21 protein-coding genes, 1 tRNA gene and 2 pseudogenes are annotated in these 22,167 nt (G+C 62.8%); 16 read left to right on the top strand and 8 right to left on the bottom strand.

Annotated elements, in window-relative coordinates:
• Positions 1–127 precede the first annotated feature (127 nt).
• From YUU_RS0131860 to YUU_RS0131825, 8 genes and pseudogenes are all read left to right on the top strand, one after another.
• Positions 128–1,285 (top strand): thiolase domain-containing protein, encoded by a 1,158-nt coding sequence (locus tag YUU_RS0131860; protein ID WP_027525988.1) that lies wholly within the window; start codon positions 128–130, stop codon positions 1,283–1,285.
• Entirely contained in the window at positions 1,285–1,674 is a 390-nt protein-coding gene (locus tag YUU_RS0131855; RefSeq protein WP_027525987.1) for a Zn-ribbon domain-containing OB-fold protein, read from the top strand. The genes YUU_RS0131860 and YUU_RS0131855 overlap by 1 nt, the downstream gene beginning before the upstream one ends.
• 204 nt (positions 1,675–1,878) lie before the next feature.
• Positions 1,879–2,738, top strand: a pseudogene (locus YUU_RS52440) (MaoC/PaaZ C-terminal domain-containing protein).
• Between the two features lie 123 nt (positions 2,739–2,861).
• Positions 2,862–3,740, top strand: a complete 879-nt coding sequence (locus YUU_RS0131845; RefSeq protein ID WP_027525986.1) for an SDR family oxidoreductase — start codon at positions 2,862–2,864, stop codon at positions 3,738–3,740.
• Positions 3,741–3,845: 105 nt separating this feature from the next.
• On the top strand, positions 3,846–4,799 hold the full coding sequence (locus tag YUU_RS0131840; RefSeq protein WP_027525985.1) for a dihydrodipicolinate synthase family protein: 954 nt from the start codon (positions 3,846–3,848) through the stop codon (positions 4,797–4,799).
• A gap of 4 nt (positions 4,800–4,803) precedes the next feature.
• Positions 4,804–5,601 carry an NUDIX hydrolase gene (locus YUU_RS0131835; protein WP_027525984.1) on the top strand — a complete coding sequence of 266 codons (798 nt, stop codon included), beginning with the start codon at positions 4,804–4,806 and terminating at the stop codon, positions 5,599–5,601.
• Between the two features lie 81 nt (positions 5,602–5,682).
• Positions 5,683–6,600, top strand: a complete 918-nt coding sequence (locus YUU_RS0131830) for a DMT family transporter (protein WP_027525983.1) — start codon at positions 5,683–5,685, stop codon at positions 6,598–6,600.
• An 89-nt stretch (positions 6,601–6,689) separates the two neighbouring features.
• Complete coding sequence (locus YUU_RS0131825) at positions 6,690–9,377, top strand: PAS domain S-box protein (RefSeq protein WP_027525982.1); 2,688 nt, start codon at positions 6,690–6,692, stop codon at positions 9,375–9,377.
• 7 nt (positions 9,378–9,384) lie between these two features.
• Here the strand turns inward: YUU_RS0131825 and YUU_RS0131820 are convergent, their stop codons facing one another.
• Entirely contained in the window at positions 9,385–9,735 is a 351-nt protein-coding gene (locus tag YUU_RS0131820) for a GrlR family regulatory protein (protein ID WP_027525981.1), read from the bottom strand.
• A 248-nt stretch (positions 9,736–9,983) separates the two neighbouring features.
• On the opposite strand from YUU_RS0131820, the gene YUU_RS0131815 reads away from it, so the two are divergent.
• Positions 9,984–10,502 (top strand): hypothetical protein, encoded by a 519-nt coding sequence (locus tag YUU_RS0131815; protein ID WP_027525980.1) that lies wholly within the window; start codon positions 9,984–9,986, stop codon positions 10,500–10,502.
• Between the two features lie 69 nt (positions 10,503–10,571).
• Here the strand turns inward: YUU_RS0131815 and YUU_RS0131810 are convergent, their stop codons facing one another.
• Complete coding sequence (locus YUU_RS0131810) at positions 10,572–10,955, bottom strand: VOC family protein (protein ID WP_027525979.1); 384 nt, start codon at positions 10,953–10,955, stop codon at positions 10,572–10,574.
• Between the two features lie 232 nt (positions 10,956–11,187).
• Between YUU_RS0131810 and YUU_RS0131805 the strand changes: the two genes are divergently transcribed.
• The 4 genes and pseudogenes from YUU_RS0131805 to YUU_RS52435 form a co-directional block, all read left to right on the top strand.
• Positions 11,188–11,733: a hypothetical protein gene (locus YUU_RS0131805; protein WP_035663915.1), complete on the top strand. Its 546-nt coding sequence runs from the start codon at positions 11,188–11,190 to the stop codon at positions 11,731–11,733.
• 160 nt (positions 11,734–11,893) lie between these two features.
• Complete coding sequence (locus YUU_RS0131800) at positions 11,894–12,403, top strand: hypothetical protein (protein ID WP_027525977.1); 510 nt, start codon at positions 11,894–11,896, stop codon at positions 12,401–12,403.
• A 133-nt stretch (positions 12,404–12,536) separates the two neighbouring features.
• Positions 12,537–12,613 (top strand) — tRNA-Arg (locus YUU_RS0131795).
• Positions 12,614–12,792: 179 nt separating this feature from the next.
• A pseudogene (locus tag YUU_RS52435) lies at positions 12,793–13,140 on the top strand (IS110 family transposase); the annotation flags it as partial.
• A gap of 269 nt (positions 13,141–13,409) precedes the next feature.
• Here the strand turns inward: YUU_RS52435 and YUU_RS59065 are convergent.
• The 4 genes from YUU_RS59065 to YUU_RS0131775 all read right to left on the bottom strand — a co-directional run bounded on the left by YUU_RS59065 (position 13,410) and on the right by YUU_RS0131775 (position 14,617).
• Positions 13,410–13,571: a hypothetical protein gene (locus tag YUU_RS59065; protein WP_156944606.1), complete on the bottom strand. Its 162-nt coding sequence runs from the start codon at positions 13,569–13,571 to the stop codon at positions 13,410–13,412.
• Positions 13,568–13,816: a hypothetical protein gene (locus YUU_RS52430; RefSeq protein WP_371260526.1), complete on the bottom strand. Its 249-nt coding sequence runs from the start codon at positions 13,814–13,816 to the stop codon at positions 13,568–13,570. The genes YUU_RS59065 and YUU_RS52430 overlap by 4 nt, the downstream gene beginning before the upstream one ends.
• A 45-nt stretch (positions 13,817–13,861) precedes the next feature.
• Complete coding sequence (locus tag YUU_RS59060) at positions 13,862–14,161, bottom strand: hypothetical protein (protein ID WP_156944605.1); 300 nt, start codon at positions 14,159–14,161, stop codon at positions 13,862–13,864.
• Positions 14,162–14,359: 198 nt separating this feature from the next.
• A complete protein-coding gene (locus YUU_RS0131775) occupies positions 14,360–14,617 on the bottom strand; it encodes a hypothetical protein (protein WP_027525976.1) in 258 nt (85 codons plus the stop codon).
• Between the two features lie 319 nt (positions 14,618–14,936).
• On the opposite strand from YUU_RS0131775, the gene YUU_RS0131770 reads away from it, so the two are divergent.
• The 3 genes from YUU_RS0131770 (at position 14,937) to YUU_RS0131760 (ending at position 19,087) form a co-directional block, all read left to right on the top strand.
• Positions 14,937–15,158 carry a hypothetical protein gene (locus tag YUU_RS0131770; protein WP_027525975.1) on the top strand — a complete coding sequence of 74 codons (222 nt, stop codon included), beginning with the start codon at positions 14,937–14,939 and terminating at the stop codon, positions 15,156–15,158.
• A 269-nt stretch (positions 15,159–15,427) separates the two neighbouring features.
• A complete protein-coding gene (locus tag YUU_RS52425; RefSeq protein ID WP_084801644.1) occupies positions 15,428–16,741 on the top strand; it encodes an MFS transporter in 1,314 nt (437 codons plus the stop codon).
• A 447-nt stretch (positions 16,742–17,188) separates the two neighbouring features.
• On the top strand, positions 17,189–19,087 hold the full coding sequence (locus tag YUU_RS0131760; RefSeq protein ID WP_027525974.1) for an adenylate/guanylate cyclase domain-containing protein: 1,899 nt from the start codon (positions 17,189–17,191) through the stop codon (positions 19,085–19,087).
• Positions 19,088–19,141: 54 nt separating this feature from the next.
• Here the strand turns inward: YUU_RS0131760 and YUU_RS0131755 are convergent, their stop codons facing one another.
• Positions 19,142–20,434, bottom strand: a complete 1,293-nt coding sequence (locus YUU_RS0131755; protein ID WP_035663940.1) for an ABC transporter substrate-binding protein — start codon at positions 20,432–20,434, stop codon at positions 19,142–19,144.
• Positions 20,435–20,924: 490 nt separating this feature from the next.
• The gene (locus YUU_RS0131750) at positions 20,925–22,007 is read right to left on the bottom strand and encodes a transporter (RefSeq protein WP_084801641.1); all 1,083 of its coding nucleotides are present in this window, start codon (positions 22,005–22,007) and stop codon (positions 20,925–20,927) included.
• Positions 22,008–22,167: the final 160 nt, after the last annotated feature.

The following is a 22,167-nucleotide window of genomic DNA, read 5'->3' as shown; positions in this document are numbered from 1 at the left end:
CACGGGAGTTCGGTGCACTTGCGCCCACCCGCTGCGCTCTCGCGACACGGAATATTTCCGCGCTTGCCAAGGCCGCCGCAGCGCGTCAGAAAAACCTTGCAAGAAGAAACGCCAGCGGAGACTCGACTTGACCATCAAGGGCAAGGCCTACATTGCCGGGATTTTTGAGCACCCGACCCGGCATGCGCCGGACAAATCCACCGCGCAGCTCCACGCCGAGGTCGCAAAGGGCGCGATCGAGGATGCCGGGCTCAGCAAGGACGACGTTGACGGCTATTTCTGCGCCGGCGATGCGCCCGGCGGCGCCTGGCCGATGGTCGATTATCTCGGCCTGAACACCAAGAAGCTGCGCCATGTCGATTCCACCGAAACCGGCGGCTGTTCCTACATCATTCATCTCGGTCACGCGGCCGAGGCGATCGCTGCGGGAAAATGCTCGGTCGCGCTGATCACGCTCGCCGGCAAGCCGCGCACCGGCCCGATGCCGCCGCGCGCGGCCGGCGCCGAGCTCGATTTCGAGTCCGCTTATGGCGCGACCACCCACAATGCCTATGGCATGTGTGCCATGCGCCACATGCACGACTATGGCACCACCTCAGAGCAGCTCGCCTGGATCAAGGTCGCAGCCTCCCATCACGCGCAATACAATCCGCATGCGATGCTGAAGGACGTCGTCACCGTCGAGGACGTGCTGAACTCGCCGATGATCTCCGATCCGCTGCACCGGATGGATTGCTGCGTCGTCTCCGACGGCGGCGGCGCGCTGATCGTGACGACGCCGGAGATTGCCAAGAGCCTGAAGAAGCCGCAGGTGCGCCTGATCGGCCATGGCGAAGCGATGAAGGGGCCACGCGGCGGCAAGGATCTCGATCTCACTTACTCCGCCGGCGTGTGGTCCGGCCCGCGAGCCTTCGAGGAAGCGGGCATCACGCCGAAGGACATCAAATACGCCTCGATCTACGACAGCTTCACCATCACGGTGCTCATGCAGCTCGAGGACCTCGGCTTCTGCAAGAAGGGCGAGGGCGGAAAATTCGTCGCCGACGGCAATCTGATCTCGGGCGTCGGCAAGCTGCCGTTCAACACCGATGGCGGCGGCCTCTGCAGCAATCATCCCGTCAACCGCGGCGGCATGACCAAGATCATCGAGGCCGTCAGGCAGCTGCGCGGCGAGGCGCATCCGAAGGTGCAGGTGCCGAATTGCGATCTCGCCATCGCCCACGGCACCGGCGGATTGTTGGGCGTCCGCCATGCCGCCTCGACGGCCATTCTGGAGCGCGTGTGATGAGCGAAGCGAAGAAGTATCCAGCCCCGGTGACAAACGCGGAGACCGCGCCGTTCTGGGAAGCGGCTCGCCAAGGCAAGTTCATGATCAAGCGCTGCACGTCTTGCGGCGAAGCGCACTACTTCCCGCGCGCGATCTGCCCGTTCTGCTTCTCCGACAAGACGGATTGGGAGGAGAGTTCGGGTGAGGGTACGATCTACACCTACAGCCTGATGCGGAAGTCGCCGACCGGGCCCTATGCGATCGGCTATGTCACGCTGAAGGAGGGCCCGTCGCTCCAGACCAACTTCGTCGATTGTGATCTGACGACGCTGAAGATCGGGCAGAAGGTGAAGGTGGTGTGGAAGTCCACCGACGGCGCACCGCTGCCGTTCTTCACGCCGGTCTAGCTTCTTCCCTTCTCCCCTTGTGGGAGAAGGTGGCGCGCAGCGCCGGATGAGGGGTATCTCTCCGCGGGGAGAGTTTCTGTGTGGAGGCAACCCCTCACCCAAAAAGAGTTTGTTGCGCGGCTCTCGCCGCCCTCTCCCACAAGGGGAGAGGGCACATCGATGAGCGCCGCTGTTCGCAGAGAGAGCCGGGAGGAAACTGGAAACATGTCGGCGAGATACGAAGAGCTCAAAGCCCTCAAAAACCTCGGCCAGAAATACGCCTACAGCGATCGCGAGGTGATGCTGTACGCCTATGGCATCGGGCTCGGTGCTGATCCCATGGACGAGAATGAGCTCGCGTTCGTCAACGAGGGCACGCTGACCCCGCGGCCGCTCAAGGTGGTGCCGACGTTTGCGTCCGTCGCGGCGTGGGGCTCGGGGCCGGGCGAGATGAATCTGAACCGCGTCATGGTGGTCGATGGTGAGCGCGACATCACCTTCCACCAGCCGCTGCCGCCTGCGGCTCACATCACCGCCGACTCCTCGGTGCTCGAGGTCTACGACAAGGGCAAGGACAAGGGCGTGGTGATCAGTCACCAGACCGTGCTGAAGAACGAGAAGGGCGAGAAGCTCGCGACCCTCGTCGCTTCGCGCTTTGCCCGCGGCGACGGCGGCTTTGGCGGGCCGAACCTGACCCAGCCCGATCCGCACAAGATCCCGTCGCGCGCGCCGGATAGAACTGTCGACATCTCCACGCGCCCCGACCAGGCGCTGGTCTATCGCCTCTGCGGCGACCGCAACCCGTTGCACGCGATCCCGAGTTCGCCAGGAAGGCCGGCTTCCCTCGGCCGATCCTGCACGGCATGTGCACTTACGGCATCACCTGCCGCGGCGTGCTCCAGACCTATGCCGACTATGAGCCAAGTGCCTTCCGCCAGCACATCGCGCGGTTTTCGTCGCCCGTCTATCCTGGCGAGACCGTGACCATGGACATGTGGAAAGACGGCAACGTGATCTCCTTCGAAGCGAAGGTGAAGTCGCGCGGCGTCACCGTGATCAAGAACGGCAAGACGGTGCTGGGTTAGCTGATCTCCGTCATTCCGGGGCGCGCGAAGCGCGAACCCGGAATTTCGCGCCACACCTCTGGATTCCGGGTTCAGCGCTGCGCGCTGCCCCGGAATGACAACAAAAAACAGGGAGAAGCCACCATGGGACTACTCGACGGCAAGGTTGCGCTGATCACCGGCGCGGGCGGCGGGCTCGGTGAGGCCTACGCAAAGCTGTTCGCGCGGGAAGGGGCGGCGGTCGTCGTCAACGACCTCGGTGGTCCCCGTGACGGCTCCGGCGCCGACAAGTCGATGGCGCAGCAGGTGGTCGACGCGATCAAGGCCGAAGGCGGACGTGCGGTCGCCAACGGCGCCGACATCTCCACCATGGAAGGCGGTCAGTCCGTGTTCGACGACGCCATCAAGCACTTTGGCCGCGCCGACATTCTCGTCAACAATGCCGGCATTTTGCGCGACCAGACGTTTGCCAAGGCTGCGGAAGCCGACTGGGATACGGTGATCAAGGTGCATCTGAAGGGCACCTTTTGTTGCACTCTGCCGGTGTTTCGCTGGATGCGGGAAAATGGCGGAGGCGTCATCGTCAACACCTCCTCGACCTCCGGCCTGATCGGCAATTTCGGCCAGACCAATTACGGCGCGGCCAAGGGCGGCATCTGGGGCCTGTCCAACGTGCTGGCGATCGAGGGCCGCAAATACAACATCCGGATCTGGACGCTGGCGCCGGGCGCGCTGACCCGCATGACCGCAGACCTGCCCCGCTATAAGGAGAACCCCTCGGCGGCGCTCGGGCCGGACGGCATCGCGCCGGCCGTGTTATACATGGTCAGCGATTTGTCGGGCGACCAGACCGGCAAGGTGCTGGGCGTGTCCGGGCCGCGCGGCGTGCGCGAAATGCGGATGATGGAGATGGAAGGCTGGAAACCGCCGCACACGGGCTGGAAGGCCCAGGACGTCGTCGATCACGCCACGGAGATCTTCTTCTCCGAGGAGGAGATCAAGAAGTCGGCGCGGCGGTTTTAGGCCATGGTCGTTCCGTGGCGATGCGAAGCATCGAACCCGGAACCTAGAGATTCCGGGTTCGGCTCTGCGAGCCGCCCCGGACTGACGAACAGAGGATAAGGACTTATGAAACTGACCGCCGAAGCCAAGGGCACCTTCGCGATCGCGCCGACGCCGTTCCATGATGACGGCCGGATCGACGAGCGCTCGATCGACCGCCTGACCGATTTCTACGAGCAGGTCGGCTGCGAGGGCGTCACCGTGCTCGGCATTCTCGGTGAGGCGCCGAAGCTCGATGCCGTCGAGGCCGAGCAGGTGGCGGTGCGCTTCGTCAAGCGGGCGAAGAAGATGCAGGTGATCGTCGGCGTCTCCGCGCCGGGCTTTGCCACCATGCGCTCGCTGGCGCGTGCCTCGATGGATGCGGGGGCCGCCGGCGTGATGATTGCGCCGCCGCCGTCCTTGCGCACCGACGATCAGATCACCGGCTATTTCAAGCAGGCGGCCGAAGCGATCGGGCCCGACGTGCCGTGGGTGCTTCAGGATTATCCGCTGACGCTCTCCGTTGTGTTCACCCCCGCAGTGATCCGCAAGATCGTCATGGACAATCCGAACTGCGTGATGCTCAAGCACGAGGACTGGCCGGGGCTAGAGAAGATTTCAACCTTGCGCAACTTCCAGAAGGACGGCTCGCTGCGGCCGCTCTCAATCCTCTGCGGCAATGGCGGCATGTTCCTGGACTTCGAGATGGAGCGCGGCGCCGACGGTGCAATGACCGGCTATGCCTTCCCCGAGCTCCTGATCGACGTCGTGCGCCTCTCCAAGGAAGGCAAGCGCGATGCCGCGCATGATCTGTTCGACGCCCATCTGCCGCTGATCCGTTACGAGCAGCAGCCGGGCGCCGGCCTTGCGGTGCGCAAATACGTGCTCCAGAAGCGCGGCATCATCGCCTCCAGCGCGCAGCGCAAGCCCGGCGCGACCATCACGCCGGCGGCGAAAGCGGAGGTCGAGTATCTGCTGTCGCGCGTGGCCCGCATCGACAAGCGCGCCAATCTCCAGCCGCAATCGAGCGCAGCAGGTTAGTTGCATGCTTGAAGCCGCTGCATCACGCCCTGCGTCCACGATCCTCCTGCTGCGCGACGGCGCAGCCAAGGAGGTCGAAGTCTTCATGATGGTGCGTCACCATCAGATCGAGTTCAACTCGGGCGCGCTGGTGTTTCCCGGCGGCAGCGTCGATGCCGGCGACAAGGAGATCATCGCGCGGCCTGCGCTTTACGCGGGCGGCGAGGGGCTTTCGGAAGACGATCTCGGCTTCCGGATCGCCGCGATCCGCGAGACGTTCGAGGAGAGCGGCATCCTGCTGGCGCGGGAGAAGGGCTCCTCCGCGCCGGTCGACGCCAAGCGTGCCGGCGCGATCGCGGACGCTCATCGCGTTGCGCTCAACGAGCACAAAATCAGCTTCCTCAGCATCCTCTCCGACAACGGCCTCCAGCTTGTGCTCGATGCTCTGGTGCCCTATGCGCACTGGATCACGCCGGAGGGCATGCCAAAGCGCTTCGACACCTGGTTCTTCCTCGCCGCCGCGCCGCCCGATCAGCTCGGCGCCCATGACGGAAGGGAGTCGACGGATTCGATCTGGGTCTCCCCGCGCGAAGCCGTGGCGGGCGGCGATAGCGGCCGGTTCAAGTTGCCGTTCCCGACGACACGCAATCTGATCCGGCTCGCCAAGCAGCCGACGGTGACGTCCGCTCTCGAGCATGCCCGCGGCATGTCCATCGTCACGGTGATGCCGGTGATGACGAAGACTGAAACGGGTCGCCAGCTCCGCATCCCCCGCGAGGCCGGCTATGACGGGGAGGTGTTCGAGGTCGGCGCCCTCGGCTGATACACTTCGATAGGCGACGAACTATTTTTGCTGGCGGCGCTGTAGAGTCCGCTCGGGTCATATCCGGACGGAACGCGCGCCATGGACGCCTCACAGCGGCAATCGACGATCACCTTCGAGCTCGCATTGCTGCTCCTGCTTGCGACGCTCTGGGGCGGCTCCTACACCTTCATCAAGCTCGGCGTCGCCACCATTGCGCCGATCACGCTGATCGCGGCGCGCACCGCGATCGCGGGCACGCTGCTGCTGATGGTCATGCGCCTGCGCGGCATCGCCATGCCGACTGATCTTGCGACCTGGCGCCGCTTCGCCTTCCAGGCCTGCCTCAACAGCGTCGTTCCGTGGACCCTGATCGCCTGGGGCGAGCGCTATGTCGATGCGGCGCTCGCCACCATCCTCAACTCGGCCGCGCCGATCTTCACCTTCCTGTTCACGGCCCTTGTGACCCAGCACGAAACCACCACGGCGCGAAAACTGTTCGGCGTCGTCGCCGGGATGGCCGGCATCTGCCTGATCGTCGGCGTCGATGCATTCCATGACATCGGCCGCGGCCTCGCCGCCGAGACTGCGATCGTTGCGGCAACGCTCTGCTACGCTTGCGCGGCCATCTTCGGCCGCGGCTTCAAGGGGCTCGATCCGATGGCGCCCGCCGCAGGCTCGCTGCTTGCGGGCGCGGCGGTGCTGATGCCCGCCTCGCTCGCCATCGAGCAGCCCTGGACGCTGTCGCCCTCGGCAGGTTCCGTCCTCGCGCTGCTGGCGCTCGCCGTGTTTTCGACCGCGGCGGCCTTCGTAATCTATTTCCGCCTGATCCAGACCCTCGGCTCGGTCGGCACCACGGCGCAGGCCTATCTGCGCGTGCCGATCGGTGTTGCCATCAGCGTGGCGTTCCTCGGCGAGAGCCTGAGCCGGACGGCGTGGATCGGGCTCGCCTCAGTCGTCATCGGCGTCGCCGCCATGACCATCCCGGGAAGCGCTGCGCGGATGGCTAAGGTATCGTAAAAACCGGCCCCGCCGGCCGGTCGAGGCATGTTCCCCCGGGGGTGGAATACGTCGTATATTGGGGCCGTATGGAGTCCGGTCCTGACCAAATGCCTGCCGAACTGATGCCGAATTCGCACCCGAAGCGAGCGTTTTCGCTCTCGATCGGCCAACTGACATTCGGCAGCTTCATTCTGGTGCTGGCCGTGATCATCGTCACCTCGACCGCGAGCGTGATCGCGATCCGCCACATCGATTCGACCTTCGCCGAGCTCCAGCGCCTGCAGAGCGTCGGCGACCTTGCCGAGGATATCGACCGCCGCATGAACGAATTGCGGCTGGCCGCACGTGATTTCGTCACGGACCCCGGCGCCGGCATCCAGTTCAAGCAGGTCGGGGAAGCCGCCTCCACCCTGAGCGACATCCTGAAGAAGACCCGTATCGAGCTCGCTCCCGAGCAGCAGGACATGATCGATGGGGTCACCGAGCGCCTTGCGACCTATCGGAGCGGGCTGGACCGGATCTCGACCCTGATCGATCGCCGTGCCCAGCTGCTCGCCGGTCTGCCGCCGCTGCGCGAGGCGTTCGACACGGCCGTTGCCGAAACCGGCGATCGGGAGCTCGCGTCCCGGTTGTCGGAAGCTCAGAGCCGGATCGCGCTCGGCTTGCTGGCGCGCAATCCGTCGGCCGCCGAGCAGGCGGCGCAAGGCATGCGGACCTTGACCATCGCCGATGCAAGGCTGAGATCGGCGGTCAACAACTATTCCGAAGCCATCATCGCCGTCGCGGTCCGCGAACGTCAGATCGCCGATATCGACAGCGAAGTGCTGGGGACCGAGGGACGGCTGATCGGGCGCGTCACCGAGTTGCTGCGCGAGGTCAGCGCGCGACGCGGGCACGTGCTGTCGCGCGATTTCGCCCGGACGCTCGCGGAGGCGAGGTGGCAGAGCATCGTGCTCGGCACCATCGGCGTGCTGATCGGCATCATTGCCGCCGGTTTCGTGGTGCGCCGGACGGTGCGTCCACTGGCCCAGATCGCGCGCTCGATCCGCGCGCTTGCGGCGGGCGAGAAGAACACGTCCATCCCGTCCGCCGATCTCGACAACGAGATTGGCGACATTGCGCGCGCCGCGGAGGTGTTCCGCCGTGCGCTGGAAGAGGCAGACACCGCGCGCGAGGCGGCGGTTCGCGCGCTCACCGAGCAGCGCCTCGCGGAAGAAAGCTATCGCAAGCTGTTCGAGGGCTCGGTCGACGGCATTTACGTTACCACGCCGGCCGGCGATCTCCTCAATGCCAATCCGGCGCTGGCGCGGATGATGGGCTATGACAGCCCTCAGCACCTCATCGACAGCATCAACGACATCGCGCACACCATCTACGTCCATGTCGAGGCGCGCGAAGAATATCAGCGCCTGATGGAGCGCGACGGCATGGTGCGCGAGTTCGAGTACCAGGTGCGCCAGCGCAGCGGCAACATTCTGTGGCTATCCGACAGCGCGACCGGCGTCCGCGACGAGGAGGGCAGGATCGTGCGCTACGAGGGTACGCTGCGCGACATCACCGACCAGAAGCGCGCGGAAGACGCCATCGCCGAAGGCCGGCGGCTGCTGCAGCAGGTCATCGACACCGTGCCGGCTGTCATCAACGTGAAGGACCGCGATCTCTGCTACGTGCTGATGAACCGCTATATGGCGGGCATCTTCGGCATCGAGCCCGGTGACGCGCTTGGTCGTACCACCGCCGACCTGATGTCGCGCTATGGCGCGGCCAAGACCGACGAGAACGACAAGCGGGTGCTGAAGTTCCGCAAGGGTCTCGGCTTCTACGAGGAGGAGTACGAGGATTCCTCCGGCAACATGCGGCAGTGGCTGGTCAACAAATTGCCGCTGCTCGATGCCGATGGCGAGATCGAGCGGATCGTCACCGTGGCGCTCGACATCGGCGAGCGCAAGCGCGGCGAGCAGGAGATGCGCAAAGCGAAGGAGGCCGCCGAAACTGCGCTGCGTAATCTGCGCGAGACCCAGGCCTCGCTGATCGAGGCGGAGAAGCTTGCCGCGCTCGGGCGCCTGGTCGCGGGCGTCGCGCATGAGGTCAACAATCCCGTCGGAATCAGCCTGACGGTGGCGTCCGCGCTGGAGCGCAAGACGGCGGTGTTCTCGGCCGAGGTCGAGCGCGGCGAGCTGCGCCGCTCGACACTCAACGACTATCTCAACACCAGCCGCGATGCGTCTTCGCAGCTCGTCGCCAATCTCAACCGTGCCGCCGAGCTGATCCAGTCGTTCAAGCAGGTGGCCGCCGACCGGAACTATTCGGATCAGCGCAGCTTTGATCTTGCCGATCTCACAGAGCAGGTGGTGCTGAGTCTGCGACCGGGCCTGCGTAAGCACAACCTGACGCTCAATGTCGAGTGCCAGCCCAACCTGATCATGAACAGCTATCCCGGCCCGTACGGCCAGGTGCTGACCAACCTGTTCCTCAATTCCGTCGCGCACGCCTTTCCGGACGGGCGGCCAGGCCTCATCGACATCCAGGTACGCGAATCCGGCAAGGACAATGTCGAGATCATCTTCTCCGACAATGGCTGCGGCATGTCGCTCGACGTCCGCCGCCGTGCCTTCGATCCGTTCTTCACGACGCGACGCGACCAGGGCGGCACCGGCCTCGGCCTGCACATCGTCTACAGTATCGTCACCAACCGGCTTGGCGGGCGCCTTGATCTCGACTCCGAGCCGGGCGGCGGTACGCGCATCCAGATGATCCTGCCGCGCGTCGCGCCGCTGGAGCAGGCCGCGGAATAGCGCGTCGCTAATCGATGTCTGCGAGCTTGCGCAGCGTGGCGCCAAAGATCAGGCTCGCCTTGCCGACGAGCGCGGTTCCCGTCATCTCCGCGCGCAAATCGGTGAAGATGCCGCTGACGCCGATGCCGACCGGCGCTGGACCGCCGAACAGGGGATTGTCGTCGCCGCGCGGAGAGGTGTGCCGCTGTACCAGCACCTCGCCCTTGAAGGTGTTGTCCCTCACCGTGTAGCTGCCGGTGTAATAGAGATAGGCATCGCCGCCGAGAATTTGACCGTCGCGAAACAGGATTACGCCGCTGCCCTTGCCGACGCGTCCATCGAGCAGCGTCACGTGAATCGAATAAAGACCATTCTTCATGACGTCCCGCGGCCGGCTGCCTTCGCCCCGTGGCGCGCCGGTCCGATGTTTATGCCAAAGCGCCATCCTTCGTGCAACGCGGGAGTTCGCCCGCGGCCCGGGCGCCAAGCCGTAGTTGTCCCGGCTTGCGCATGACAGGGGTATGACGGCCTCATAAAGCAGCGAGGCCATGTGAAGCGAATCAAGTTGGCCCGCGAAATGCATAAACCCTAGTTGCACCGGCCGCGGGGTGCTGGAGCAAGACGAACGTGATCAACTGGATCAATTCCGGCGGCGATGAGCCGCGTCTATGCAGTGCGCATCTAGACAATGTCAGTTGTGAAGCAAGCCGTTGTGAACCAGGTCATGGGCAGATCGGCCGTTCAACGCGCTGGAGACGCGCGGCGAAACTCGGTTGTGCCATACTCCTGGTGGCGCTTGCGGCCCCCTTCGGGCACGCACGCGACCGCGGCCAATTCGTCAACACCAATGCCGAATTGAAGGCCTGGTTTGACGGCTTGCGCAGTGGCAAGGGGCCGTGTTGCTCCGACGCCGACGGGTCGGCGATCTCGGATTCCGACTGGGAAAGCAAGGACGGGCACTACCGTGTCCGCGTGCCGCGCTATGGCTTCATGATCTACGGCCAGCAGCAGGAGCTGGTGTGGGTCGATGTCCCGGAAGAAGCCGTGATTTCGGAGCCGAACCGGGTCGGGCGCACCATGGTATGGCCGATCTACGGCTACATGGGTGTCACGATCCGCTGCTTCATGCCGGGCAGCATGACCTGACGATGTCCGATCCAGCGTAGCTCGGAGGAGCTACGGTGGATGGATTGGGTGATGTTGCACGCCGCAGGATCAGGTGTATTTCTTGTCGCGCTCGAGTAGCTCGACTGAAATACCTTCGGGGCCGCGGATGAAGCAGACGCGAACACCGGGCCGGATCGTCGTCGGTTCGCGCGTGAACTCAACGCCCTTCGCCTTCATCTCGGCGGCGACGGCATCGATGTCCTTCACCGTGACGCCGAAATGGTCGAGGCCCTGATGGGGATGAGGCGGGGGCGGGTTCATGGGCTTGCCGGGCTCGAGCGGTGCAATGAAGATGTTGGCGCCGCCGAGCTTGACGTCGATGCGCGCCGGGCCGCGCACGATTTCGCCACCCAGCACGTCCCGCAGCCAAGCCGCCGCCGCCTCCGGATCGGGGCTGCGCAGATGGACATGATCCCAGGTGACTACAGGCATTTCATTCCTCCCGTCGGGCTTTGCGGCGTCGTGGTCATGTTAGCGGTCCCCTCGGTCGATCGCCACTTGCGCATTCCTGTTACCCGAGATTCTGCTGCCCACGGGAACCCAAATCTGGCTTGTGGGTTGAAGGATTGGTCTAGGCAAGCGCCGCGGGACGACCGTATTGGCGCGCCAGGGAGGAAGACGGCAGGCGCGAGACGCGCGTCGTCGCATATCGGGTGACGCATCCATGCTCGCAAGGCTCTATCGCGTCGATCTCAACGGTCTCGTCAAACTCGGTGCGTTGCTGAGACCGGCGTTCTCAGTGAGGCGAAGAAGCCCGTTGTGGCTTGCGGCAGCGGTGCTGGTCGGCGGAGGCGCCTGGGGGCTGATGTCCGCGTCCGAAGGCAATGAGAGCGACAGGATCGAGTTGGCAACCGTCCAGCCGGAGCCTGCGCAGTCTGTGCCACCGGCAGCAGCAACGACCGAGGCATCAGTGCCGGCCGGGCTCGATCGCCTGCGGATTTCGTCGCAATCCTGGCGCCGTGGCGGGCTCGGATCGCGGGCGCTGGTCACCTTCACGCTGCGAAATGACAACGACTACGCCGTGAAGGATTTGGAGATCGTCTGCGCCTTCACCCGCCGTGACGGCAGCCATCTCACCGATCGCAGGCGCGTGCTTGCCGAAACCGTAAACATGAAAAGCCGCAAGACTTTTGCGCATGTGCCAATCGGCTTCGTTAACGTGAACGCCAGTCAGGCCAAGTGTTCGCTCGCCGCGGCGCGACGTGTCTAAAGGCGGTCTGTCGCGGTAGCGGAAAAGTTACCGTCACGCCGCCGATCACGAAAAAAGTTCGCGTTGTCGTTGAACCGGACGGGCGGCACAGGAACCAATTAAAGGATCGCCGGTTGAGGCGAAGGGCCCGTGTGCTGTTGTGCGGGTGGAGCGCTGCCAGATGCCCATCCTTCGGTATTTTGTGTTCGTCGGCGGCGCATTGCTTGCGCTGCTATTGGTCGTGAATCTCGCGCTGCCCGAAGGGCCGGTCGGCCAGAGCATCGTGACATCCAGCAACGAGGCGCCGCTGATCCGGATACGCTCGGATCGTAAGCTGCCGGAACGTGTGGTGCTCGATACCAGCCAGCCGAGGGTTGCATCGACCGCGCCGGTGAATACTGCGAGCGTTGCTCCGCAGCCGCCCGCCCAGCCGAACGTCTCCCCGGCAGGCGAAATGTCAGCCAAGGCAAGGGTTCGCGAATCCTTCGCCCAATTCGTCCCGACGGAACCGAAGGGCGATGCGGCGTCGGTCAAGAAGCCGGTCCAGCCGAAGCGCAAGGTCGCCAGGCGGTCTCCGCAGCCCTACTACTATGGGCAGCCGACTTATTATGGTTTTGGCCAGCCGACATTCGGCAGGCCGATGCGCGTGGCGCAGCAGCCCCATTTCGGCCTCTTCAACACGACCTGGTGAATGTCCTTCGACCTGCCCGGATGGGGCAGGTGGGGCTTTTGCTCGCCAAGCCTCTCTGCTAATCCCAATGCATCCGAACGGTCGGGCGCCCCAGCCCGACGAAACTCGGAACCCGCCCGGTCCCGGGCAGGATGCGCTCGTAGCTCAGCTGGATAGAGCATCGGATTTCGATTCCGAGGGTCGGGAGTTCGAATCTCTCCGAGCGCGCCAGTAAAATACAAGCAAATTCAGGATGGTACATAGATTTCAGGCGACGGATTTTCGCTGCTGGCAGCGCGGAAAATTGCCCTTTGGGTCCACTTTTGATGCTGTGGACGGCTCCTCCACGGGCACGAGAGTGCCAAGGAGTGGGCGCCGTTTGAGGCTCCCACGATTCGGAGGAGCAGCCTATGCAGTCAATTTCGACGATTGGTCTGGATATCGCGAAGTCGGTCTTTCAAGTGCATGGCGTCGATGGAACCGGTCAGGTGGTGATCCGCCGCCAGCTCAAGCGCCGTTTCGTGCTGTCCTTCTTTGAGAAATTGTCGCCGTGCCTGGTAGGAATCGAGGCTTGCGCGTCATCCCATTATTGGTCCCGCGAACTGCAGGCGTTGGGGCATACGGTGCGGTTGATGCCTCCCGCCTATGTGAAGCCCTACGTCAAGCGGCAGAAGAACGACACCACCGATGCGGAGGCGATTTGCGAGGCGGTCACGAGACCCAACATGCGGTTCGTGCCGACCAAGACGGTCGAGCAATAGAGCGGCCTGATGCTTCATCGAGCGCGCCGGTCGATCCGGCGATCAGGACAACCCACAGCGACTCGGTGGCCCGCGCGGGCGAATCCTACGGATCGTTGCCAACGAAGGCGGTCGGAGCCACGAGGTGAGGGCGCGCTGAAGGTGTCGGGCTTTGCGACTTGGTGCCCATCGAGATGATTAGGCTATCATGGCCTAACAGCCGGTGTTTTTCCTCAGCTGGAGAGCGGAACGAATAGCGCGAACCAGCTCCGCGATAACGGCAGCTCTCACTCCAGAACCTCATACTCGAACGCCACGCCCTCGGGGTCGTTCTCTTCGAACCATTTCTCGGCGGCTTCCACATCGGCGAACACGTTGTGGTCCTTGTCGCCGACCTGCTTGGCGGTGTTGACGAAGACGAAGACGAAGACGAAGACGAAGACGATCACAGTTCTCGCTCCACCGCCGGATGGCTGCGGTTCTTCACCTTGGTCCAGTGTTTCTGTCGGCCGCCCCGGTAAGGCCTGTCACGATGCCTGGAAACGAGACCTTCGAAACCCATGCGGCACGCGGCGCGGAATAGATCGAGGCCGATCTCGCCGCGCTCGAAGGGCGCGACGGTGATGCCATCCGGACGGCGCGCCAGCAGCCGTTCCAAATTCGTTTTGCGCTGGTGCAATGGCAGATCGCGCAATACGAGTCGGCGGGGCCAAAGCGTAGCAGGTGGGGAATGCTCGGCTCAGGCTATTCTCTGGCTCAATCCCGCGTCGGCGAAACAACGTCCCACGACATCAATCGGCGGCTTGCAACGAGCGTCAAAGCGCGATTTTGGCGCTAGCAATCCATTTTGAGCGTTGGGCAGTGCTCGCGTAGTGGACAGCCTGTCACCCTTAACCGCCCGATTGGCTACCTGATCAACAAATATGTCGGCCTTCGCGCTGACATCCACCTGAAGGGAAAATGCTTGCTGCGCCCCAATTAGACCGGCGAAGCTCACGATACAGGTAAGGAAATGTGACGCGAGTGTCTTCATACGCATGATACTGCTCACTTGACCACTCGCCCCTTAGTTCTGTCGCGAGGAGGAGCCTTGCGGTTCATTGGTGAGGTTGCCGATCGGCGCGCGAAAATTAGGCCTGTTGCGGCGAACCGGGACGATCCCGTCCGCGCCATGCGGAAGAATAAAGCCTGCAACGTGCTGCGGACGGGATGGATTGCCGCGAAGAGTGAAGCCGCCTCAGTTGGCGGCCTCTGTCTTTAAGATCCTCACGAAAGTCCCGCTCTCGTGTAGCTCGAGCCAGCCGCGTTCGACAGCATGCTTGATGCCCTCACCGAACTCCGGGCCGCTGGCCTTGAGCGTATAGAGGAACGGCGCGTTGATCTTCTCGATATGGATGCGACCGTCTTGCACGGGCTCGATGCTAGTGGCGATCTCGACCAGCTTGCGCGCTGCGGCGTCTGGGTTGGCGAAGGGACGTTCGGCGGTGAGTTTCATGCGGCGGTCTGGCGGTGTGCGGTGTGGGTATGGGCATCGAGCGTCGGGTTCGTGATTAACTCGCCCCAGAAGCAACGTGCAATCCCTTCCGGACGCAGTGTCGGCAGCGGGAGTGTTAGCTGGTGCATCCGGTCCTTCCAGGCGGTCCAGTCACGCTGGCGACGCCACGTCTCAAAGTCTGCCTCCGTGCGCGAGGCGGCCAGCTCCTGCCACGCTACTTGGAAACTCGTGCGGGCTTCGTTGAACGTCTCGGCAACCTCAAGCCCAACGGGGACTACCTGACAGTCCGGGCGAACTGTCTGGAGAACAACATCGTGCTGTGGAAGTTCGAGAACGGCAAGCGCTCTTCACCCCGACCGCGACACGGCAGTGGCACGACCTCAAGGTCCGCGTGAACGGCACGAAGGTAGAAGGTTATCTCGATGGCAAGCTCTATTTGGAGCACACGCTGTCGCAACCGCTCTCCGGCCGGATCGGACTTTGGTCGAAGGCCGACAGCCACATGCACTTCGCGGACTACACCGTAGCTGCCGGCAATTGAACGAGGCTTCGGCGAGAAGCGTAGGGCGCCTTGACAAACATGTGGGGCGCGCCTTACTTCCACCCATGGGGAAGCGATCTCCCCACGAGGCGACATGCCCATGAATCGCGTCCGGTTTTCCGAGAAGGACGCTGCATGCCTGCCCTTAAGCTCATTCCCACAGCCTTTTTGTGTTCCGCCGTTTCCCCGGAGGGGTTTGTCCCGCTCTCTCGCTGCGAGCGTACGACTGCGTGGCTGCCAACAACCGGCGTGTTGGAGGCGCGGCGCGGATGAATGTTCCGCCAGACACAAGCCAGAACGCGGAACCGCGGCTAAAGGCCCGGCCGGCAATCGCGCTCCTGTTTGGAGCACGCGCCGCGCGCGGGCTTGGTGACGGCTTTGCCACGATCATTTTGCCGGCGTACCTCGTCGAGCTTGGTTACTCCCCTTTCCAGATCGGCGTGGTTGCCACCGGCGCCCTGCTGGGGACCGCGGTCCTCACGCTGGGCGTCGGTTGGCTGGGAGGTCATCGCGACTTGCGGACGCTCCTACTGCTGAGCGCGCTCACGATGATGCTGACCGGTCTGGCGTTTCCGTTCGCAGAGGCGTTTCCGATCATTCTGGTTCTGGCCTTTGTCGGCACCATCAATCCCTCGCCAGGAGATATTGGCATCTTCGTGCCGCTCGAGCATGCGCTGCTGGCAAGCGATGCGAGCGACCAGAAGCGTACGCAGGTCTTTGCCCGCTATAGTCTGATTGGAGGGCTGTCGACCGCGGCGGGCGCCTTGATAGCCACTGTGCCCGACTTTCTTGTCTCGTTTGACATGCCAAGGCTCACCGCCCTGAAGTCCATGTTCTTCGTCTATACCGCCCTTGGTCTCATTGGCGCAGTCCTCTATCGACTGCTGCCGCAAACATCACCCGCGATTGATGCACGACCGAAGGCTTCGGTCCTTGGTCCCTCGCGGCGAATTGTCTATCGGCTTGCAGCACTCTTCAGCGTTGATGCATTTGCCGGCGGATTTGCCGTCCAGTCGCTTGTTGCTTTGTGGCTATTCGAGCGCTTCGACCTTTCGCTTTCAAGCGCAAGCCTCTTCTTCTTCTGGTCCAACACGCTTTCGGCCTTTTCTTATCCGCTCGCCGCAAGGCTGTCGCAGCGGTTCGGACTGATCAACACAATGGTCTTCACACACATCCCCTCAAGCATCTGCCTGATCGCGGCCGCTCTCTTTCCGAATCTGACGGTCGTACTGGTCCTGCTTTCGATCCGAGCAGCGCTCTCGCAGATGGATGTGCCGACACGAACCTCCTACGTGATGGCAGTGGTCACGCCTGAGGAACGCCCGGCGGCGGCCAGCGTGACTGCCGTCCCGCGCAGTCTCGCCTCCGCAGTCAGTCCGAGCCTGGCCGGCGCGATGCTCGGTACGGCATTTTCGGGGCTTCCGCTCGTTATCTGCGGCGCTCTCAAGATCGCCTACGACATCACACTGCTCCTGTCGTTCCGTCACATCAAACCGCCCGAGGAAGTTGAAATGTCGATCGAGCAGGCAAGTGCTGGCGAGATTTCGAGGCCGGGGGGCATTCAATCGCGGAGAGCGGGATGACAGTCGATATAGAGCGCCGAAACTTTGTTGCAGGTGCGATCTCGGAGGCCGCTGGTCAGCACGCTCATCCTTGCGCAACACGACACGTCAGGTCGAAGCCTATTTGAAGCAGGCACAGTGAGCCGAGCCACGATTGGCTGATAAAGGCTGACACGCCAACGCAAGTGTTCTCGGTTGGTGGTTGGACCGGCAGTCGGTTAAGGGGCACAAGCGGACCTCGGCAGCTGCTCGACCTTTGGTCCGCTCATCTCCCGGAAGTACACATTGCGGCGGTCTCGGCAAAGGTCAGCTACGAGCCCATACCGGACACATTGCTCCGCAGCAGACAGGCAGTGATCCTCGGGCACGCAGAAACAGCTGCATCGCGTTGGTTCATCTTGATCTAGATCAAGGAATGTCCCCCTCGAAGCTCTGGTCTCCAGTCAAGAAGCAAGGGGATAAATCGAGATGCTTACGTTCAGGATCGCGATAACGGCGGCTGTGATCGCCTTCATTGCAACCCTGACGGCATGTCTTATTCTTGTCCAGCTCCAGACTTTTCATGCGGTCGCGAGAGCAGCGGCCTCTACCGCCATGGATGCTGCCAGTGCGAACACCCTTAGTCGGCTCGAGGCTGAGGTTTCCGGACTGAGCTCCGTCGTTGAAGTGCTGTCATCGAATCCGTCTCTCGCAGACTCCGACGACAGGAACGAGGAGGATAGCGCAATCGTCCTCTTCAAAGCTGCGCTCCAGAAACTGCAGCAGGTGGATAGCTTCTATATCGGGTACGAAAACGGTTGTTGGCTTCAGGTCCGGCGCCTCGATGTCCTCGAGCCGGCGGAGCGCCAAAAGCTGGGTGCCCCACCCGGTGCCGTTTACAACGTCAATTTGGTCCACCCGACTGCCGGCGGAGCATTGCCGATGCGGCGGATATTCGAAGACGCCGAAGGCAACAAGACTGACCAGGTCGATCTGCCGGACTACAATTATGACCCAAGAAAACGAGTCTGGTACCGCGATACGTTGCATGCAGGAAGGGCTCTCGTTTCGCCGCCATATGCTTCATTCAGCATCGGCACGCCGATGATCACCCTGAGTGCACCTCTGCACGGGCATGTCCGCGGCGTCATCGCCGCTGACCTCAAGCTTGATAAGTTCAGCGAGCTGGTCAACGCGCAACGCCCGGGGGAGCACGGAACAGCCGTCATCTTCGATTCGTTCGGCGTACTCATCGCTCACCCCGACTTCAAGCGGCTCGTGGATGAAGCCAGGGCTCATCCCTCGCGTCCGCAGCTCCCCGAGATTTGGGAAATCCGGACCGGGCTGGTCGGCGCCGTCATGCAAAGGTGGGACGGCCGCGATCGCTTTGAGGGGAGCGTGCGCGGCGAAGATGGACGAGACTACCTTTTTCGCGTGCAAAAATTTTCTCAAGGAGAGCAATACAGCGGCTATTCCATGTTGTTTGCGGCTGAAGATGATTTCTCACAGAACGTCAGGAAATTGCAGTTCAGGGGGCTAGTCATTGCCCTGATCGTCGGCAGCTGCTTTGTGCCCGCGGCCTGGGTCTTTGGCAGCCGGATGTCGACCTCGCTGAAACGGATAACTACCCAAGCGAGGGGACTCCAGGCTTTAGCGGCGCCGGGCGATGCTCCGGTCACATCGAATATCGCGGAGGTCAACGAACTCGGCAGGACGATGGCGGTTGCCCAGCGCAGCATCTGGTCGTTCGCACGCTTTGTCCCGAAGGACATCGTGAGAGGAATCGTCGATGGCTCGATCTCCACCGAGCTTGGGGGAACGAGGAGGGAGGTCTCCATCCTGTTTACCGACGTGACGAATTTTACCGGCATTTCCGAAGCCGCCGACCCTGACAGTCTGATGCGCCAGACCTCGCGCCATTTCGCGGCGCTGACGGAAGCGCTTCTTGCCGAGGGCGGAACCGTGGACAAGTTCATCGGAGACTCGGTGATGGTGTTTTGGAACGCTCCCCATTTGCAGGCCGATCATGTCGAGCGGGCCTGTCGGGCCGCCCTTTCGGCAAAGGCGGCGAGCGACGTGCTGAATGCTCAGTTTGAAGCCGAGGGGCTGCCACCGTTCGTCGCTCGCATTGGCATCCATGTCGGCGATGCCGTGGTGGGAAATGTCGGTTCGACGGAACGTATGAACTATACGGTTCTGGGTAACAGCGTGAATCTTGCTGCTCGTCTCGAAGGACTCAACAAGGCGTATGGGACGAGGATCCTTGTCAGTGAGGCTGTGCACAACCGCGTCGAGCATCGCTTTCGATTCAACGCCATCGGTTCGGTAACCGCCAAGGGGATGAAGGCGGAAACCCGCGTCTATGAGTTGGTCGAAGCCGTTGCGTAAATGACATCCGTTGGCCGCCGCTGCCCCGCCGGCAGCGAGGGACCGGGCCCCATGTTATTGGACCAGGCATGGGCCAGTACTGGCAGGATCGGGTTGCCAGCATGACGCACCGGTCTCGCTCATCAGGCGCTTCAGCGTCTCTGCCTCGCGATCGAGTACTGGGCGCGTCTTCTGCCCCCGCAAGACGATCAGCTGGAACGTCTCCATGAACACGCTGTCGAACTCGGCGTCGCGCTCGCCGAAGCCGACCGGCGGCAGCGCCGGCAGCGCATCCTTCGCCGACTGCATCTCTGCAATTGCACCGGCGCCCATCTTCAGGCCGAGATCAAGATCCGGCGGCAACTTCGCACTCACCACCGGGAAGAAGCCGACGGTACGAGCCAAGGTGATCTGCGTTGCAGGTTGGGTCAGATAGTCGATCAGCGCCATCGATTCAGCGATGTCGGGCGCGCCCTTCACCACCGCCAGGCCGACCAGAAGCGGCATGTAGCCGCGCCCCTTGGGTCCGGCGGGCGCGGGGAAGGCGACAAATTCGTTCGGTTTCTGACGCAGCGCCCCGAGCACGCGGGCGATGTGATCGAAGCCGATCCAGACGTCGCCGGAAAGCAAGGGCTGATCCATAAAATTGTAGCCGGTCGAGTTCGGGTTGACACTCCTCCATAACGACGCGAACTGCGTCCACATCGCTTCCGCCGCCTCCGAGCGGAACGGAACCACCACCCCGCCAGTATACGACGGGTAAAGGAAGCCCTCGAAAAAGCGATGCATCAACCCATGCGGGCCTGCTGGAAAACCGAGCAGGCGCTTGCCCGTCTTCTGCTGGAGCGTTATGGCCCACGTCCCGAGTTGATCGTAGGTGAGGGCATTGATGTCCGCTCCACTCGGCAAATAGGGTAGCGCCTGTTTGTTGGCGACCATGATGTAGCCAGCCTGCATCCAGGGTATATAGAGCTGGTGTGGGGAGCCAAATTTGCCAAGTGCCAACAGTCGATTGGGGATGCCGCGGCCAGCCAGCTTGCCAGCGAGGTCATCGAGCGGGACCAACGCGCCGAGGGTCGCGAGCGGCTGCAACTCTCCATGGAGCGCTCCCACGACATCTATGTTATGCATACCGACCTGTCGTTCCGTCTCTATGCGCGTCAGAAGTCGCTGCGGCAGATCGGTGATGTAGTCGACCTCAGGGGAGAACTCCTTGAGGACCAGGTTGCGCATCTTCTGCGCCTCGCCTATCGGCCGCAGTTGGGTCGACAGAAAGACCAGACGCCCGGTTGGGTCAGCTGCATCCGCGATGGTGGCCAGCAATCCGGCGCAAACCAACAAGCCGAACCAAGCCGGTGTTCGCCGCATATCGTCTCCCTCAAACGTGCCGCGCGCTCGTTCGTTGTCGAGTCTGTCGCGGGCCAAGATCAACGGGTTGAGATTGATCGAGGCTCTTGTTGCTGCCTCCGAGGCGCGCTGCGGCGTTTCCACCCTGTCGATCATCACCCCATTAAGAGCGGGAGTATGGCGGTCTCATCCCTGTCGCTTGTCTGCGATCCCTCGGATCACTCGTCGGCCACCGGCCGTGAAAACTCCGAATCGACCGGCTGTTCGCGAGTTTGTTGTGCTCCGCAATCGCCTATCTAATGTTTTCGATGAAACTGAACTATGCGCGCTGTTGGTAGCGGGTACTGGCAATTTGCGTGCGCAAACCTCAGCGTCCCGGGAGTAGATGAGAGCCGCGCGCTATCCACGTTCGGTCAAAGTCGGCGTGTGCAGCGCGGAGCAGGTTCCAGATCAAAAACTGGCGCCGCCAAAAGGATTGAGGTGGTCGATGCGCTGGAGGCACCGGCGGCTTCTATTTCGTGAACATTGGCCTTGGGGGCGTCGTTGGCGGCGTTGCCGCTGCAGGCGAAATATTGAACGTCAGCCAGAGGTTCCAGCCCGCGGGCCGACTGGCATTGGCGAATTCGCCGTAGGCCTTCAGGTTGAGGTAGCCCTGCAGCTTGTCTGCGAGCGGAAAGATGTAACCAACCTGCGGTCCGATGCCCTGCACCCGCGACCGGAAGCAGCCGACGCGATCACCGGAGCCGCTGTCGCAGCCGATCTCCTGATAGAGATAACCTACCAGGCCGACCTGCCACTGCTTGGTCAGGAATTGCGACGCGCCCCAGTCGAGGTGCATGTCGACACCGCTCTGATATTGAGTCGACGGGTTGACGAAGTTGTACGTGAAGCCGAGCACCGCCGAAAATTCGTGCCCGGTCTTTGGGTCAAAATAAGTGTAGCCGCCGCCGGCGTCGAGCGCCCAATGCCCGATCCCTATGTTGGCAAGACGGGCAGAGTCGTACATCCCGACCGGGATGTCCCCGGTGATGTAGGTCATGTAGTTGTTAACGCCGGCATTCCAGCGCAGCGCGAACTGCGGGTACACATCGCCAAATCCCATGATCGAGCTGTTGATGCTGTCGGAGCGCGAGAAAGGAAATGTGCCGCCGCCGGGGCCCGTCACCGTTCCCGTGAGGGTTCCAGCCAGCGACGTGCTGTTGGCGCCGTAGGCCGCAAGAAAGCCGGCGGAGGCCTGCCCGCCGAACACCGGCGTTTCGAAGGCGTAGTTCGCGATCAAAAAGCCAATATCCAGATTGGCGTGGACGTTGGCGTTCGCGGTGGCTGTGACATTCGCGGGAATATTGCCGAGGGTGATCTCCCGGGCGCGCGCCACGTCGCCGCTGGCAGAAACCGAGTCATGCCAATAAATGGTGGTCGCCGACCACCCCGGCGCCTGCTGGGGCACAGCTGCGAGGCTGCCATAGAGGCCGGGCACCCAAAAGCTGACGCCACCTTCGTCGGCGAGAGCGCTTCGAACTGGAAGCGCGAATAGAGCGGCAAACGATCCAATGCACAAAAGACGCAGTGCTGACCTCGATCCAAGATCCCACATGTGTCAGTCCCCTAATTCCTGGCCTTAATTCTCCCAAATCCCCCAAAATATGCCCACGACGTCAACATAGTCCGGTACCAGGGGGCTACGTCTATGCCGAATCGGCAAGCGTCCCGGCCTCCTGCTGTTTGTTCGAGACTGTGTCTCGGGTGTCACAGTT

The sequence above is a fragment of the Bradyrhizobium sp. Ec3.3 genome (assembly GCF_000472925.1).
Lineage (GTDB): Bacteria > Pseudomonadota > Alphaproteobacteria > Rhizobiales > Xanthobacteraceae > Bradyrhizobium.
Note: the sequence above shows the minus strand (reverse complement) of the source record. Positions and strands in the feature narration are given on the sequence as shown.